The organism is Erysipelothrix anatis (genome assembly GCF_009828745.1).
GTDB classification, from domain to species: domain Bacteria; phylum Bacillota_I; class Bacilli_A; order Erysipelotrichales; family Erysipelotrichaceae; genus Erysipelothrix; species Erysipelothrix anatis.
This window is the reverse complement of sequence record NZ_WTSX01000009.1, coordinates 1-16,770: the sequence shown is the minus strand read 5'-3', so window position 1 is coordinate 16,770 and position 16,770 is coordinate 1. Positions and strand designations below refer to the sequence as shown.

Here is a 16,770-nt window from a genome sequence, read left to right as displayed (position 1 = left end):
ACGATACAATAATACTATTTCAACTAATATACTTTTTAGGTATATGGTATAATGTCTTTATACCTTCAATGTTTGGTATTTTTATTTTAATGAGAAAGGGAAGTATGGGAAATGGAGAATAACTTAAAAAAACTAAGGGAACGCGAGAAAATTACCCAAGAAGAGTTGGCTGAGATAATTAATATGTCGGTAGCCACTATAAAAAAATATGAAGGTGAGTCTCAAATCCCTATCGATAAGGGATTTGAAATATCCAATAAGTTCCAAGTTTCACTAGATTGGCTCTATTGCAATGAAAATACGGATAATGAACAAATTATTAATACAAAAACAACAGTGGAATTGCTCCTAAGTAAAATGAAATTTGGCTTTTCCGATAAAACTTTTAATCATCCCTCAGCGATTATCACGAATACGTTTGCTACTATATCAGCTAGTCAGGACTTTATAGTATTATTAAGTGAGATTCAGAGCCTAAAAAATAGAAAAGACAATAAGGAAATTTCTGAAAGTGATTTCAAATCATACTCAGAGGAAAAGATTTTATTGTTTGAAAAATCGAAGCAGAGGCAAGAAATTCAATTTTTTTTGGTAGAAGAGGACTTTATAAATTCAACAGATTATGATGTAAATGAACTATATGAGCAATATATTGAAGCAAATTATCATAAAATCCAAAGAAATAAAGGAGAGAAAACGAATGAAGAATGAAGCAAAGACAGATTTATGGGTATATGATTTATCTAAAGAAGCAAATATTTTACTAGACCCACAAGGATCCTCAATTAAAGAGGTAAATGACGCGTTAAGGACAGCATCTAAAAGAGGAACTGGTAATGTGGGTTTTCCAGAATATGTTGGTGTTGTAAAAGATTTTTTAATAGTTATAGAAAATAAATCATCAATTTCATTTCATGAAAAATTGGATGAAAATAACGTGCTCGATGAGAATGTAAAAGCAGTGAGTGATTATGCTGTCAATGGTGCGTTATTTTATGGAAAACATTTGTCTAAAACAACAAATTATAAAAAGATAATAGCTATAGGTATTTCAGGAAATGAAAAACGACATAGAATTTCTCCGATATTTATTAATGAAAGAGGAGATTATAAAGTTCTTCCAGAAATTGAAACCTTAATTTCATTTAGTGCACAGAATATAGAGGAATACTATATACAAGAAATTTTGGAAGAAAATACAAATTATGAAAAAACGACGCAAGAAATACTAAGAGATGCGGGTAAATTACATGAAGATTTAAGAAACTATGGAAGTATTCAAGATAAAGATAAACCGTTGATTGTTTCTGGAATACTATTGGCACTAGAAGAAATAAAACATAAAAATTTTAGCGTTGAAAGTCTCATAGGTGATAAATATAAGACTGATGGACAAAAAATATATGAAGCCATCAAAGATAATTTAGATAGAGCTAACGTTTCGCCTCAGGTAAAAAGAGATAAGTTACTAAATCAATTTACAGTTATTAAAGATACAACAAAAATTAATCAAGTTGATAAAAATTTAGGAAAAACTCCACTAAAACATTATACTGAATTCTTGTTTGATAGTATTTATCAAAGTATACGATATAACAATAATTCTGAAGACTACCTCGGAAGATTTTATGGTGAGTTTATGTCATATTCAGGAGGAGATGGTCAAAGTCTAGGAATTATTCTTACACCGAATCATATTACAGATTTATTTTGTGATTTAGTTGATTTAAAGCCATCTGATAAGGTAATGGACCCTTGCTGTGGAACGGCGGGTTTCTTAATTGCAGCAATGCATAAAATGGTTAATATGACTGATGATGAGTTTGTAAAAGATAGTATTAGAAAAGACCAATTGTTTGGAATAGAAGACCAAAGTTATATGTTTACAATTGCTACAACTAATATGATTTTAAGGGGAGATGGAAAAAGTAATCTTGAGAATTTGGATTTTCTAGCTCAAAATCCGTCTATGTTACAAAAAAAAGGTTGTACAGTCGGACTCATGAACCCACCATATTCGCAAGGTTCAAAGAAAAATCCATCATTATATGAGATAGCATTTACTGAACATTTATTAGATAGTATTGTTCAAAACGGTAAAGTTGCTGTCATTGTGCCACAAAGTTCTATGACAGGAAAGACGAAAGAAGAACAAAATATTAAGAATAACATATTGAAGAAACATACATTAGAGGGAGTTATCACTCTAAACAAGAATACTTTCTATGGTGTAGGTACAAATCCATGTATAGCAATTTTTACCGCAGGTGTTCCTCACCGCAAAGATAAGATGAGTAAGTTTATAAACTTTGAAAATGATGGGTATGAAGTATCAAAACATGTAGGGCTAATACCTACTCCTTCCGCTAAAGATAAAAAACAGCATCTATTGGATGTATGGTTTGATAGACTAGATGCAGAAACAAAATTTTGTGTTAATACAACAATTGAAGCTGATGATGAGTGGCTTCATTCATTCTATTATTTTAACGATGAAATACCGACTGAACAAGATTTTAAAAATACAATCGCAGATTATATAACTTTTGAAGTAAATATGATTACTCACGGGAAAGGTTATCTGTTTGGAGTTGAAGAAGATGAATGATATATTAAATAAAACTAGTTGGAAAGTTTTTGAAATATCAGAGATTTTTGAAGTTGTTAATTCAAAACCGTATCATACCAGTGATGTCAAAAAGTACGATAGAGGTATTCCGTATGTAACTAGAACAGGATTAAATAATGGATATGAATCAATAATACAGAATGAAGAGTTTGTAACTAATCCTTCAAATGTTATTAGTTTTGGTGCGGAAAGTGCTGAATTCTTCTATCAAGAAAACGAATATATTACAGGTAATAAGATGTATTATATAACTCATGAAAGACTTAACAAAGAAATAGGGATTTTCCTAGTTCAAGCTTTACAGAGCTCTATCAAAGATAGTGGATTTGGATATGGGAAGGGACTAACTGGAACTCGTTTATTGAAAAGAAAAATAGTTTTACCAGTAGACGAAGATGGTATACCTCATTGGCAATTCATGGAGGACTACATTAAGCAAGAACGAAAAAAACAGGTAGATAAGGTTGTTGAGTATTATGAGTCTAGAAGTGAAGAACTGAAAATAGCAATAAGAGAATTGTCAGAGAATAGTAACTTTGAAGTTTTTAGATTTGATAGTATTTTTAATTCTATTCAAAGAGGAAAAAGACTAAAAAAAGGAGACCATATTGATGGAAAAATCCCTTATGTTTCATCCACTGGCTTGAATAATGGATTAGATGGCTTTATAGGGAATGAAACTGATGTTAGGATGTTTAATGATAATTTAAGTATTGCCAATAGTGGTAGCGTTGGGAAAAGTTTTTATCATCCGTATAGGTATATAGGAAGTGACCATATTACGTCCCTTACTATCGAGAAAGGAAATAAATACAGTTATTTATATATATCTACTATTACTAGTAAACTTGAAGTAAAATATTCATTCAATAGAGAAATCAATAATGCAAGGATGATTAAGGAAAAGATAGTTCTCCCTGTCATACAGCCACAACACATTGATTATAGCTATATGGAAAATAAAATGAAAAATATAGAATTAGATATTCTGAAAGATATTATAGATTATTATAAGTAAAAAGCATGCCTCACGACATGCTAAAGTTGAGTACAAAAGAATTGATTGTGCAAAAATTGCACATTTGACTGATAAATAGACTGATTTAAATTTCCTATTTGCATTAATAAACCTTAATATTACTTGATATTCATTTATATCATCTGTTCTTGATACAGAGTGGGAGTAGTTGCGTAAAGTTTAATGAATACAGAAAAACCGCTTAAATAGGCGGTTTTTTGTATATCGAAATTGAGAATAGTAAGAAAATAGAGCTAGTGATGTCAAAATGATGTCAAATAATTGAACAATGCATTAAGCACTCCTAAACTTAAGCTAATCCAAAACGATTAGTATTTACTTCATTTGAACAAAAGTGGACTTGATTCCGATTTGGAATGGCTAAAACATTCTAGATGATACATTCTTGAAATGCATGTTTATGGTTTGAATTGCTCTAAAGAAAGCATAAAAATCCACCTAATGGCGGATTTTTACCGTTTCTCAATACAGTTACTTGAAGTCTGAAAATGACAACAAATAGACATAACGAGAATTTGATTTACAATACTCAATTGTAAATATCAGTAAAGATGTGGAGCAGTCATGTCACCTGTGTTATTTTCCTTAATAGCGGCGACAGCCACTTCTGTTGTCAAGAATAGGGAAGCAATGGATGCTGCATTTAACAGAGCATTACGAGTTACTTTAGTTGGATCCACAATTCCTGCTTCATTAAGATTTGTCCATACTCCGTTTTTAGCATCAAAACCAATATTCACTTCTGAACTGAGTTGTTGTTTAACAATCTCATCTCCATCAAAACCAGCGTTTTCGGCTATCTGCCATAACGGCTTCAAAATTGAGTTCATAACTGTTGAGATACCGCGATTTTCATCTTGAGATTCCGAAGTAATTGCTTCATTTAACTCTATATAAGCGCGAGCCAAAGCATAACCGCCTCCTGGGACTGTCCCTTCTAATACAGCTGCTTTCGTGGCGTTCAAGGCATCCTCAATTCTAAGTTTCTTTTCTTTAAGTTCAGATTCCGTAGCAGCACCGACTTTGATAATCGCGACACCATTCGTGAGCTTTGCGAGACGTTTGCTTAATTGATCAATATCACTCGTATTCTTCGTGATTTCTATTTGACTACGTATTTCATTAGTACGTGCTTCGAGGGCATCGCTATCTCCTTTGCCACCGATAATTGTTGTTTCATCATTACTAATTACAATTTTTGATGCGGAACCCAGATTATCAAGAGTAACATCTTTGAAATCCATTCCTAAGTCTTTACTAATGAATGTTGACCCAGTAACAATTGCGATATCTTCCAAAGTTCGCTTTTGGTTGTCTCCAAAGCTTGGAGCCTTAGTAGCAACAACATTAAATGTACCTCGGAGTTTATTCATTACAAGTGTCGATACGACGTCTTGGTCAATATCCTCTGCAACAATAAACAATGGTTTACTTTGTTGAACAATTTGCTCTAGGATCGGAAGTATTTCTTGTACGGTTGAAATTTTACGGTCTGTGACAATAATATAAGGGTCTTCAAGATTGATTACCATTTTTTCTCGATCTGTTACCATGTACGGCGAGATATAACCCTTGTCATACTGGAGCCCTTCAACGACTTCTAAAAATGTTTCAGATGTGTTTGACTCGTCAACAGTGATAACACCATTTTTACCTACTTTATCCATTGCATCTGCAATAATATTCCCAATTTCGTTATTGCCTGCGCTTATTGCTGCAACATTCGCAATATCATTACGGGTTTCAATTTTTTTACTTTGTTTTAAGAGATGATCTGAAATAATTTTTGCTGCTTTTTCAATGCCATATCTCATTAATACTGGATTTGCACCACGATCAACATGCGCAATTCCGTTGTGAATGATAGATTGTGCAAGAATTGTAGCAGTTGTTGTTCCATCACCAGCTACATCATTTGTTTTGTTTGAAACTTCATAAAGAAGTTTTGCTCCCATGTTTTCGAAAGGATTTTCGAGTTCAATTTCTTTTGCAATGGTTACACCATCGTTTGTAATTAGGGGAGAGCCATAACTTTTTTCAAGAACTACATTGCGTCCTTTTGGTCCTAAAGTTACTGCGACAGCATCTGCTAGTTTGTTAATACCTTTTAGTAATAAGTCTCGAGATTCGCTTCCATAACGTACGTCTTTAGCCATTATTTATCCTCCTCTACGATTGCTAGTATATCTTTACTCTCAATTATTAGATAATCCTGATTTTGATATTTTATCTCGGTTGTTGAATATTTTTTATAGATAACATGATCACCAACTTTAATTGATGTGGGTGATTCTTTATCTGTAGACTCTCCAACAGCAACAACACGAGCAACTGTAGGTTTATCTTTTGATTCAGGTAGTAGAATACCACTATGAGTAATTGCTTCTTCCTGAATTGCTTCTAACAATATACGGTCATACAATGGTTTAATCATGATCTATTCCTCCTATTCCAGTAATTGACCTATGTAGCACTCTTGTATCACGAGTGCTAACGCCAATATTCTAAAATTGAAAGTAAAATTTGTCAAGTCATCAATTTTAAAAAAATAAATTACTTAATAGTCTCGATCATTATTGGATTAGAGTTACTTTCGGTAAATTTATCATTAAATTTGTTTGAAGCAATCTGATCTAAGAATGATGCGAGATGGTATTGTTTGTTAGGATATAGGTGTGAATAAGTACGAAGAGTCGTTTCAATCTTTTCATGTCCAAGTCTATCCTGAACTATATTTGGTTGGATACCTTGTTCAATGAGTAGGGATGCATGAGAATGTCTTAAATCGTGAATTCGTATTCGTTTAACATTCGCAATCTTAGCATATTTTTCAAGTTCTCTTGAAAGCCGACTCTTGTTCGTCATAAAAACTTGTTCTTCCATATCGATAAAGTAGTATCGGTCAACATAATCTTTTATCATTTGAGTCAGAAATTGAGGTATTGTTACAATTCGTTCTGATTTTTTTGTTTTAGGTTTAGTGAAGATGTATTCACCATTTTCATATTGGGCAGAGTGTTTTATTTCAATATGTCCCCGTTCAAAATTAATATTTTTTAGTCTAACCGCAATCAGTTCACCAACACGGATTCCTGTATAAAATAAGACATTAAATTGCAATCTTGATGATTCATCATCAACAACTGTTATAAACTTATCAAATTCTTCTTTTGTCCAGAAGTTCATACTTGAAGGATGTTTAGAACCAATTGCAGTGGTTTTCTTTAATGGATTTCTTTGAAGTTCATAGAAACGTTCTGCATGATTGAAAATAGCTACAAGTTGGTTGTTAATGGAGCGTGCATAGGTATCTTTAAACTGAAAGCCTAGAATCTCATTTTGCCACTTAATAATATCAGGTGTTGATATCTTGATGAGTTTCTTAGAACCGAGATAAGGTTGAATGTACTTGTCATAAATTATCCGTTTATTCTTAATGGTGTTATAACGGAGTTTGTTTGAAATATCACTCAGATAGACTTCATAGAATTCATTCAATGACATATCAATTTCTACTTCGTTACTTAAGCTACTGAGATATTCAGTTTCCCATTCTTTGGCTTCACGTTTGGTTAGAAACCCACGTTTAGCGCGTCGTTTTTCTTTGCCGTCAATATCAGTATAACGTAGGGTTACTACCCATTTACCAGTTTTCTTATCTTTATACGCTGACATGATGGCTTACCTCCGTATTATTAATGTAGTAGTTTTCGTAGAAGAATTTACGGGATGTCTTTCCTTGGACAGTACGATATCCTTTTTCTTTGAGTGATTGATTCAAATCAGAGATAATACGATAAGCACTGGACCTACTTATTCCAAAAAGAGTCATAATTTCATCTACCGTTATTAACATAATTGATTCCTCCATTTCATTAAAAAACCAATCGACTTAGTCAATTGGTGGTAGGGTGTGTGATTCAAGTAGTTCTGATAAAGTGATGTCAAATGCGCGAGCAATTTTTCCAAGTACATAAATGGTAACATTACGTTTACCCATTTCTACATCATATAGATATTGTGGGTGTAGTTCTGCTTGTCTTGCAAGTTCAGCACGTGGTAGTTCTCGTTCAGAACGAAGTAGAGCGATCTTTAAACCAATACTGGTTACAAGTTGCTTTTCTTCACCCATCATTTCTTTAGTTGCAAATCCCATAATGATCACCTCCTAGGACAGTTGGTTTTCGCAACACAACACTATCACATGTTTCTCAACATATCTATCAGAATATGACTTAATAACACAGGCGAGTGATCCAGCTCAAAAAGGACTGAATCACTCTATCTGTTATCAAATCAAAAGATTTGTTTTAAAATTTTAAATCGATATTTTCGTATCTACGAAGTTATCATCTTCGTAGCATTGTTAGGTGTAGTTTGAAATCACTACTTCACTGGAGTTTCACCACTCCCAATCAAGGAAGCACCTATATAGCCTGCGACGGTCTTATCACGCTCGGACGTCCATAGGTGGAGTATCATTGTCACTATCAAAGTCATGGCATCATAGTTTTTCCAACTATTTCATCATCTAAGTTTCATCGCTCTCTAGTTTTCTTAAGGTCACAGCGCACTGATGAAGGTTGCTCGGTTGATAGATAAAGTCACTAACAATGGCTATTCAATTTTCAAAGAACAATCTCACTAACATGAGATGAGAAGAGGGGGATGAAAATCAACCCCTCTATAGAGATAAGGAATCTCAGAGCCTTTCTACAACCAAAAATCATGAATTTATTAATTTTTTTAGTTTTTTCAGTATTTTCTTATGATTCTTACTAATTGTTTGTTGAGATTTTCCAATGTACTTGGCATATTCAGTTTGATTGAATCCGTCAAAGTAAAGAGAAATTATTAAGTCCATTTCATCTTCAGTTAATTGTTTAATAGCATTATGCAAAGCTTCATATTTATCCATTTTGTATGCCTCATTTCTTGTTGGGTTTTTGTCCTGAATTAGCTTGTATTCAAGTGTATTTGATTCATACTCATCAAAAAGATGGTCTAAATAAATCCAAGTCTTTCGAATTAATTTTGTAAGGTATCGCTCATGTTCTATACTCTTCCAATATTCTGTGTAGATTTCTTTACTAACACTAATGGCTTGATTGTTAACGTAGATCACATATTTGTTATGCATATTTACTTCCTCCTGTTTCTGTAATCAACTTTTTTTGATTTGAAACAGGTGGTGCACGAATGAACAATATAAAAAACCTCCCATATAAAATGATTCTGATTGTTATCAGAATTCATTTTGAGAGGCCAATTTACCGAAAAAGTCTAGCCGGTATACACTAATTGTAAGCGATATCATGTATGTGTTGTGGATTGATGATTCATTATTAATAATTAGGTTTTTGAAAATACAAGAATTGTTGATTGTTACCCATAATTGATATAGTATTATAATGTATAAGGGGACTGATATGAGATTAAAGGAAATACGTGAATCAAGAGGATTAACTCAAGATCAAATTGCTAAAGAACTTTGTGTAACAAGGCAAGCGATATCGAGATGGGAAAATGGAAAAACACAACCAGATATACAATCACTAACAAAATTGTCAGAAATATATAATTGTTCTATCGATGAATTAGTAAAGGATAGTGAAGCATATTTTTTGGATGAAAAATTCGAAACGACCGATGATTTCAATAAATTTCTTATATGGATTCCTATCATAGGGATACTTTATTTAGTTTATTACTTGATTAGATATAAGAACACAATAAGAGGAAATATTAAGAAAATAGTTGTTGCTAGAATTTCCATTACTGTCTTTATTGCTGTAGCATTTACCTTTAGTTATATCTCATTTATGAATCTACTAAGTTAGAGAACAAGGAAAGAAACAGATTGTTGCTATTGAGGCACAAATGTTTCTTTCCTTTTTTATGTATATAGGAAATAATTAATTCACAGGTTGCTGAATATAAAAATCGAGTATCTTGAAAATATTCAGTTAGGATACCCGGATCATGAAGCGTGTATATTGCTTCGCTTATGTTACTGAAATTACAATTAGTCAGAGAGAGCCAATTACAAATTAGTAATAAAGTAATAGTACGATAAATGTTAGCAACAAGTAATCAGATTTAGATTAAGTGGAGGTGATTGGTAGGAACAGTTGTTTGAGTGATGTAGATTGGAATAGTTAATAGTTTTAAAAATTGTTGCTTCAAGTGAAGTGAAAATAGGAGAATATTAATGATAAAGAAAATAATGTCAATTTGTTTTATAACTATAATTACTTTAGGAGTTTTAGTTGCTCCTGTTAGTGCAGAAACTTCTTTGATAAGCGTTGAAGAGTATGAGCAGTATTTAAAAGAGAATTCCATTGAAACCTATTCACAGTTTGTGATGCTAAGTAAGAACGATAAAGAAAAAACAGTCAAATTATTATCAGTTCCTGATGTATGGTTAGGGGAGAGTGATGATCCCAATGTTGAGTATAGCGAGGAACAAGAGAATAATAGTTTAGCAAGAGTATTAATGCTCAGAGCTTCTGATAAAAGTTCATGGCATGAGCAATACGTTCATATATTTGGATTGAAAATTCTTGGAATTAAGTCTGAAATAGGATACAAAACGAGTGGTGGAAATGTAACTCAAATTAATTATCATAATACTTATGTAACCGTGAATTTGAATCCTCTTTTGCAAATTAGTAAAGATTCTCAATCATCTTGGATTGGAGGGAACGGTAAGTACGCTGTCGGTCGTGCAGTTTTCAAGGCTTCGTTTGGAGTCTCTGGTCTTTCATCCCAATTCAAAACAGCTAGAAGTATGTTTTATGTTTATGAAAGTGGAAAAAAAGAATTTTCTTTCAATTAGTTAACGTAATATTTGATTAAAGCAGTAACTATTAATAATAATTTATTGAGGAGTTTATTAACTCATATAAAAAAGGAGAGAATGATGAAAAAAGTACTACTAAGTGTTCTAGTATTTGCTATGACTTTAGGTATTTTCGGTTATAGTACTTCTGTTAGTGTATTAGCAGAGGAAAAAACAATTTCACAAAATGAGTGTATTGATGATAACGATCTTATAAATAATGATTCTTCAGTGTTTATAGAACTGGATTCACTCTCTAATAATGATGTAGAGCAATTAATTCACCAATCAGCGCAAGCAATTGATGAATTGATGTCTACAGTTTTTGTGACAGACATAGACGGTAATCTGATTTCTGTTGATGTGGATAGGTTGGAATCTGAATATGGAGTAACACCAGAATCAACGGAGCTTAGAAAGTTGGTTAACCAAAATAGTCGATCCTCGGAATATTCTGTTATGAACCAAGGCATTGGATATCATACTGGTAGATTTGCAAGTTGTTTTATAAAACAAATAGCAAGGAGTTTTGGACTTTCAACAGCACTATTTATTGGACATGGAGAACTTGTCAATCTTGTTGGAAAAAAAGCATATTATCAAGCTGTTCAAAAAATGGCACAAATAGCTGTAAATAAACTTGGTAAAAAAGCAGCTCTAAAGCTCGTGGAGTTTGCTACACCAGCTGGGTGGGCACTATCTGCTGGTAAGGTTGCCCTTTGGACATATAGATGTACCGTTGAATATGGTCAATGGGCATAAAATTAAAAATGATACTTTTATGTAAATGATCAAAAATAATGGTAACATACTAATATAAATATTCTATGTTAGTGTGAGACCGTGTTATATGTTAATAAGTGAAGAAAACCCATTTGGGTATGGAAGACTGGATTAGAGTTGCACTTAATGGAGGAGAACGAGTGATTAACAAAAAAAAGGAAACAATTTCATTTATTTTAATTTTTTTAGGATTAGCTATTGCTATTTTTGGAGCAAGTACACTGGGAAGTTTTATAATTACAGATTTATTTTTCAATAAAATGTTGAATACACAAATGAATTTAGGAACAGTGGACTTGATATCACGAATAATTTTGTTAGTTATTGGTTTTTCTATATCGGGAATTGGTGTTATTTTATTTCGGAAATCAAATAAGACTAAGTGACAATCTCTGTAATTCATGCTTCAGTTAAAGAAGATTGTTTTGAATTTCTAAATACTATATGAATCAAAATCAATAGATTGATTTCTATTTCAGGTAATTATTTGTATAGAAGTAGTTAATCATTTCTTTGTATTCAGTATATAGAGTATAAAGCTAATAAGATAGGACTTGATGACCGTATCCATAGGACAGTAGAAATTTATACTACTTCCTTTACATCTAACTATTTTAAAATTTCATACAAGTTACTTGATTTTGCTCCATTAGCTCTGTAACGGTGCGTTCTAAGTATAAATTTGTTAGATTCGAGTTCATTAAGTACTCGTCTGACAGTTCTGTCTGAAATGTTTAAATTAGAAGCAATGGTTCTGATTGAGTGGAAACATTGCTTTTTTCGTGCACCATGTCTTTCGAGATAGAGGTATACAAGGATTCCAATAGCGCTGATGTTTGAGTTGAAAATCTCAAGACGATTACTCAAGTTTTATCTTTCCTTTCCGTTCAGTAACTTGTATTTGAGGAGTTGTGGTGACTGCTTTTAATATTTCAGTTTTAGAGACATACTCAACTTGCTGTTGAGAGTTTACTTTAATACTGTAAGGTTCCTCAAACAAAATACCCCACTTAGTAAATAGTTCTAACTTTGACCTCATAGGATTTGACCCGGTTTTCATTACAATAAAGTTACCTTTAGGCATAGATTTCAATTCATCCGGGGTCATAAGCGGTCTCTCTATCATTTGCAGACTTTGAGATGAATCTCCTTTACCTTTACTCACCGATCCACTCATAATAGTTTGGTTACCAAGATTTTTCGAAAGTACCTCTGCAGTTTCGGAGTTTGGAGCAAAACCACCAAAAATAGAGAGTTGACAATTGTCAACAATTATTTCAGCACCATTTTTATCGTAGTTCTTTTCAAGTTGCGCTAATGACTGAATAATAGCTACGATAGAGAGTTTACGGGAACGCGATGCACTAAACATCATCTCAATACTATCGATTTTTGGTATAGTGCCAATCTCGTCAAGGTAAAACATAACTCTATTTTTAAGGGTTCCACCCATGTCATCTGCTACGGATAATATTTCCCGATAGAGTTGTTGGATGATCAAAGAGATGATGAAATGTTTAGTGTTGTCTTCTTCAGGTAGGACTAAGAAGATAGCAGACTTTTGACTACAGAATATTTCGGTATCGATGTCAGTGTCAAAACAAAGCACTTGTTCAAGTTCTGAATCAATAAAGGTATTCAGACGAGCAAGTGCTGTTGATAAGATAGATTGCATGGATTGTTCAGAAGTATTGAGTGATGCACCTGCAAACCAGCGCGCTTTATGATTCTCGGGTAGTAAATCAATAAGGAGTTTAAATTCATTAGATTTATTTGTTGCTGGAGCCATTAAGTCTTGAATGAGTTTAAATACAGAAACAATATGTCGTTTCGATGGTTCAGCATACTCTGCAATTATAAGAATGGTTGCAGTTAGTAATCCTTCTGCAGAATCATAAAAGAATTGATTTTGACCAAAGTTCATATCTGAACCACTTGAGTAAATGATTGTCTTAGCAATGATCTTTGAATATTTCTCAGCTTTAGCTTTAATAGAAACGTCTGCTTTATTCATAAGATACACATCCATATACTTATTGACTAGGTGGAGCATATTGAAATGATGACTTTGAAGTGGTTTTCTTAAATCAATCACGGATATCTTGTAACCATAGTACTTCTCAGCAATGGTCGCGTAATTACGAAACAGATCACCTTTTGTGTCAGTACATAAAAAAGACATACCACTTGCACAAGCAAGTTCTAAATTCGGATAGAGAAAGTAAGCTGTTTTACCAACTCCTGCTGATCCAATCATCAGTGTGTGAACATCGCTATCATCGACTAGTGCATAAACTTTCCTATGTATCTTCTGATATCCAACAATAACGCCTTGTGAGGGTGTTTTAACGCTTTGCTTACGCCATAGATATGGAGTATAAGGGATTGATCGATATGTCTTTTTAATTTCGTGTGACGTTGCAAAACGAGCGGTACCATGTTGTCCTTGTCCTACACGTTTATTTTGAATACTGTTGAGATTGTAGTTTCTGTTTGAGACAAAAGCAATGATAACAAGACCTAACCCAATAAGAGAAAGAATGACGATTGATTGAATATCCATTATTCTTCAAACTCCATATCATAACTTTCTTCTTCCTGCTCAAAACCAACCTCAACAGGCTCTACATATTCAGTAATGATATTAAGTGCTTCTTCATAACTATTTGATTCAAAGACTCTTGTAGACATTTCAGAAGCTTCTATGGACATGTTGTTTTCCTTTAGTGTTCTTGAAGCAACACCAATAAGATTGAAGATATTTCCATCTGCGCCAATTAGTGGAGATTTGGGTTTTTGATTATTTTTCATTGATGATTTTCCTTTCATTTAACGATAAAAAAACATGAGTATATATGCAATATTTTGCAAGACTCATGAGTGATTGTATTAATTGATTTTTTTCATCTTCAGTAAGATAAATTTTGGTGGTAAACAATATTTTGATGATATCAAGTTCTTTTGTGAATCCAGTAAATTTCTTGTCATGTTCACAGTATTTCATAAATGGTTCCGATTCATCTTTGACAAGGTCAACCATGTCATTCATTGAATAACGAATTTCAAAATGTCGATATTGTTGCCGAGCTAGCATTAAAGCATCTCTTCCGCTTTCAAGGAGTGCATTTCGATATTTCTCAATTTGCTTTGGAGATGTAAAGTTAACACCGTAGTAAACAACTGAAATGCTGTTCATTAGATCTTTCAGTGATTTATCCTTTTCCTTTTGAGATAGTTTCACAACTGTTTGAAGTGTATCATTTGCAAATTGATAGAAGGGTTCTCTAAGTCCAAGCGTAACGGGTTGGTTATGAATAAATTTAAGATCCTCATTAAAATCCTTAAACCGTGGATATTTGATTGATATTTCAATAGTAGGATTTTCTCGCAATTCATCTTGAAGTTGGGCGGTGATTTCTTGACCTGCAATATCGTTATCAAGACAAAGAATAACTCTTTCAATTGATGGTACATCATTTAGTATTCGATGAATTGCTTGTGAGGAGAGTCCGCATAATGCTACGTAAGAGTTCTGTTGCCAATTTTCGTTATTTAAAGTAATGTATGACAACAAATCAATCGGGGCTTCAAATACAAAGAGTGAGATATTAGACCCAATCCAATTGAATGAAAAACGACCATCAGATCCATCAAGATTTCCTTTAAGGTCAATTGTAGAAAGATGGGTACTATGGCGATGAATATGTTTGATGGAACTATTGATATCTTTGCCAACAAAGATACAGTTGTGATACTTTCGATCTTCATATATAAGCGCTTGGTTGATAAACTCCTCGACAATTGAGTTATCAAGAAATCTGAATTGTTTGAGATATGTTTCTATAATTCTAGAATTACTATTTTTAGGCGGTGGTTTGAGTGGTATATTTGATTTCAAATCATCTACTGTCACACCAGCAAGTTCAAACTCACTAAGAATGAATGATATTGCATCTTCTTTAGAGTAATTAAAAAACGTAGTAAGAAAATCCACAGGAAGTCCACCACGTTTTAGAGAATGTTGATACCATAAGTTATCATTAAGTGATACTGAATTATGTTTTTCCCATCGAATACTTTTACCAATTTTCTTAATAGGTTCATTCAGTTTGATTAGAAGTTCTTTAATAGGTACAGTGTTTGCTTTATATAAGCTATTCTTTGAGTGCATATGTTCCTCCGATTTCTATGTATATTCGCAATATATCGTGCATTATATTGCTTAGTCTTTGTGTGAATCATTTTCATGTTGACCTAGTGTGATTTTTTGCTTTCTGATTTTGAGAATGAGTTTGTGATCGACTTGATAATTGTGAACTCGTTTCATCATTGACGATTCAAAGAGATTACTAATGTGGTATAACAAACGAATACTTTGAGATGACATGGCAGAGTTTTTTCGGTTAGGTGATATGTCTGGCATATCAGACTGAATATCTTTTTTTGAATTGAGTTTCATTTTGAAAACCTTATCATTTTCTGGAGCCATTATCGGCATGGTTTCTACAAGATTATCCTGGTCTTCTCGAACTAGTTTTGTTGGTGAAGTAGTATCAATAATAGTTTTAGGTATTTGGTCAAGAATTTGAATTTCTCTAGCCAGTTTGATAACGGTATTCTTAATTGATTTAAATTCTTCAAGGTCTGAGAGGTGACGGATTTGCTCTTGTTTATTCGTATAGGTACTGAGTATTTCGTTTCTCTGTTCATACCACAAATCTAAAAGGTTTTGAACATGGGGTATATTTGAAAATTCATCAATAATTTCATCAACCAATCGTTTTAAAGGTTTTTGGAGGTAACCATAAGAGTGTTTCCCTTTTACAGATTTAAGCTCATCATGTAATTTCAGGAGTAAGGAATCGATCTTGGGGTCACTTTTAATATTTTGATTAAGGGAATCAATATGTTCTTGTATAAGTTCCTTACTTACAAACTTCAACTGGTCACGATGTTGTGTTTGTTTTTTATAGATATGAAGATGTTCACCTTTGAACATCTCACGGGCAAAGACAGAACGTATTTGATCCATTGATTTTTGATTGAGATATCCTTGTTTCCCATCTTTAGCAAACATAACTAAATGAACATGAGGGTGATGTGATTCGTCATGAAACGCAGCATACCACTCGAAGTTGTCTGTGTCGATTTTCAAGTATCTTGCAACATCGTTTTGCTTACTTCGAATGAGTGATTTCCATAAGTTGAGATTATCATAGCCAAGCCGTGTAGCATCTTCTCTTTTGAGTGATATAATTGCTGTCCAAATATTACCAGGATGATCTTTAACAATACCTTTAACATGTTGAAGTACCAAAGGTTCGTCACTTATATAAAAAAGACCATGATGTGGAACTGACCTAGTTCCTTGGGACTCAAGAAAAAACCAAGTTAGGATGAAGCCAACCGATAATTAACGGGAGACTGATATCCTAGCTTTTCTTGTATTCGATTTTCATTGTAATATTTTAAATAGTC

The 16,770-nt window shown here is 32.9% G+C and carries 19 protein-coding genes; 7 read left to right on the top strand and 12 right to left on the bottom strand.

The annotated features are described in order from the left end of the window. The first annotated feature begins 111 nt into the window (after positions 1 to 111). The 3 genes from GVV19_RS07450 to GVV19_RS07440 are packed head-to-tail and all read left to right on the top strand — an operon-like array spanning position 112 to position 3,647. Complete coding sequence (locus GVV19_RS07450) at positions 112 to 711, top strand: helix-turn-helix domain-containing protein (RefSeq protein ID WP_159646750.1); 600 nt, start codon at positions 112 to 114, stop codon at positions 709 to 711. Continuing rightward, positions 701 to 2,608 carry an HsdM family class I SAM-dependent methyltransferase gene (locus GVV19_RS07445; RefSeq protein ID WP_159646748.1) on the top strand — a complete coding sequence of 636 codons (1,908 nt, stop codon included), beginning with the start codon at positions 701 to 703 and terminating at the stop codon, positions 2,606 to 2,608. Before GVV19_RS07450 ends, GVV19_RS07445 begins: the two co-directional genes overlap by 11 nt. Next, positions 2,601 to 3,647, top strand: coding sequence for a restriction endonuclease subunit S (locus tag GVV19_RS07440; protein ID WP_159646746.1), 1,047 nt, complete (start codon positions 2,601 to 2,603; stop codon positions 3,645 to 3,647). Before GVV19_RS07445 ends, GVV19_RS07440 begins: the two co-directional genes overlap by 8 nt. 563 nt (positions 3,648 to 4,210) lie before the next feature. On the opposite strand, the gene groL is transcribed toward GVV19_RS07440, so the two are convergent. From groL to GVV19_RS07410, 6 genes are all read right to left on the bottom strand, one after another. Next, entirely contained in the window at positions 4,211 to 5,824 is a 1,614-nt protein-coding gene (gene groL, locus GVV19_RS07435) for a chaperonin GroEL (RefSeq protein WP_159646744.1), read from the bottom strand. Then, entirely contained in the window at positions 5,824 to 6,102 is a 279-nt protein-coding gene (locus tag GVV19_RS07430) for a co-chaperone GroES (protein WP_067422657.1), read from the bottom strand. The genes groL and GVV19_RS07430 overlap by 1 nt, the downstream gene beginning before the upstream one ends. Before the next feature lie 119 nt (positions 6,103 to 6,221). Further along, entirely contained in the window at positions 6,222 to 7,343 is a 1,122-nt protein-coding gene (locus GVV19_RS07425; RefSeq protein ID WP_159646742.1) for a site-specific integrase, read from the bottom strand. Then, a complete protein-coding gene (locus tag GVV19_RS07420) occupies positions 7,330 to 7,524 on the bottom strand; it encodes a helix-turn-helix domain-containing protein (protein ID WP_201288202.1) in 195 nt (64 codons plus the stop codon). Before GVV19_RS07420 ends, GVV19_RS07425 begins: the two co-directional genes overlap by 14 nt. 36 nt (positions 7,525 to 7,560) lie before the next feature. After that, a complete protein-coding gene (locus GVV19_RS07415; protein WP_159646738.1) occupies positions 7,561 to 7,824 on the bottom strand; it encodes a helix-turn-helix domain-containing protein in 264 nt (87 codons plus the stop codon). A gap of 570 nt (positions 7,825 to 8,394) precedes the next feature. Next, the gene (locus tag GVV19_RS07410; protein WP_159646736.1) at positions 8,395 to 8,808 is read right to left on the bottom strand and encodes a sigma-70 family RNA polymerase sigma factor; all 414 of its coding nucleotides are present in this window, start codon (positions 8,806 to 8,808) and stop codon (positions 8,395 to 8,397) included. Between the two features lie 289 nt (positions 8,809 to 9,097). On the opposite strand from GVV19_RS07410, the gene GVV19_RS07405 reads away from it, so the two are divergent. The 4 genes from GVV19_RS07405 (at position 9,098) to GVV19_RS07390 (ending at position 11,678) form a co-directional block, all read left to right on the top strand. After that, positions 9,098 to 9,508 (top strand): helix-turn-helix domain-containing protein, encoded by a 411-nt coding sequence (locus tag GVV19_RS07405; protein WP_159646734.1) that lies wholly within the window; start codon positions 9,098 to 9,100, stop codon positions 9,506 to 9,508. 371 nt (positions 9,509 to 9,879) lie between these two features. Continuing rightward, entirely contained in the window at positions 9,880 to 10,506 is a 627-nt protein-coding gene (locus tag GVV19_RS07400; protein WP_159646732.1) for a hypothetical protein, read from the top strand. Positions 10,507 to 10,590: 84 nt separating this feature from the next. Then, the gene (locus GVV19_RS07395; RefSeq protein WP_159646730.1) at positions 10,591 to 11,271 is read left to right on the top strand and encodes a hypothetical protein; all 681 of its coding nucleotides are present in this window, start codon (positions 10,591 to 10,593) and stop codon (positions 11,269 to 11,271) included. A 161-nt stretch (positions 11,272 to 11,432) separates the two neighbouring features. Next, positions 11,433 to 11,678, top strand: a complete 246-nt coding sequence (locus GVV19_RS07390) for a hypothetical protein (RefSeq protein ID WP_159646728.1) — start codon at positions 11,433 to 11,435, stop codon at positions 11,676 to 11,678. A gap of 223 nt (positions 11,679 to 11,901) precedes the next feature. Here GVV19_RS07390 and GVV19_RS10945 read toward each other — a convergent pair whose 3' ends face one another. From GVV19_RS10945 to GVV19_RS07360, 6 genes are all read right to left on the bottom strand, one after another. After that, entirely contained in the window at positions 11,902 to 12,159 is a 258-nt protein-coding gene (locus GVV19_RS10945; RefSeq protein WP_159646726.1) for a helix-turn-helix domain-containing protein, read from the bottom strand. Then, a complete protein-coding gene (locus GVV19_RS07380) occupies positions 12,152 to 13,855 on the bottom strand; it encodes a VirD4-like conjugal transfer protein, CD1115 family (RefSeq protein WP_159646724.1) in 1,704 nt (567 codons plus the stop codon). The genes GVV19_RS10945 and GVV19_RS07380 overlap by 8 nt, the downstream gene beginning before the upstream one ends. Next, positions 13,855 to 14,103 (bottom strand): hypothetical protein, encoded by a 249-nt coding sequence (locus tag GVV19_RS07375; RefSeq protein ID WP_159646722.1) that lies wholly within the window; start codon positions 14,101 to 14,103, stop codon positions 13,855 to 13,857. The genes GVV19_RS07380 and GVV19_RS07375 overlap by 1 nt, the downstream gene beginning before the upstream one ends. Next, entirely contained in the window at positions 14,093 to 15,463 is a 1,371-nt protein-coding gene (locus GVV19_RS07370) for a DUF3991 and toprim domain-containing protein (protein WP_159646720.1), read from the bottom strand. The genes GVV19_RS07375 and GVV19_RS07370 overlap by 11 nt, the downstream gene beginning before the upstream one ends. Before the next feature lie 51 nt (positions 15,464 to 15,514). Further along, positions 15,515 to 16,690 (bottom strand): MobP3 family relaxase, encoded by a 1,176-nt coding sequence (mobP3, locus tag GVV19_RS07365; protein ID WP_328598622.1) that lies wholly within the window; start codon positions 16,688 to 16,690, stop codon positions 15,515 to 15,517. Next, the coding region (locus GVV19_RS07360; RefSeq protein WP_159638028.1) for an IS3 family transposase at positions 16,684 to 16,770 on the bottom strand (87 nt) is incomplete at its 5' end. The genes mobP3 and GVV19_RS07360, both read right to left, overlap by 7 nt.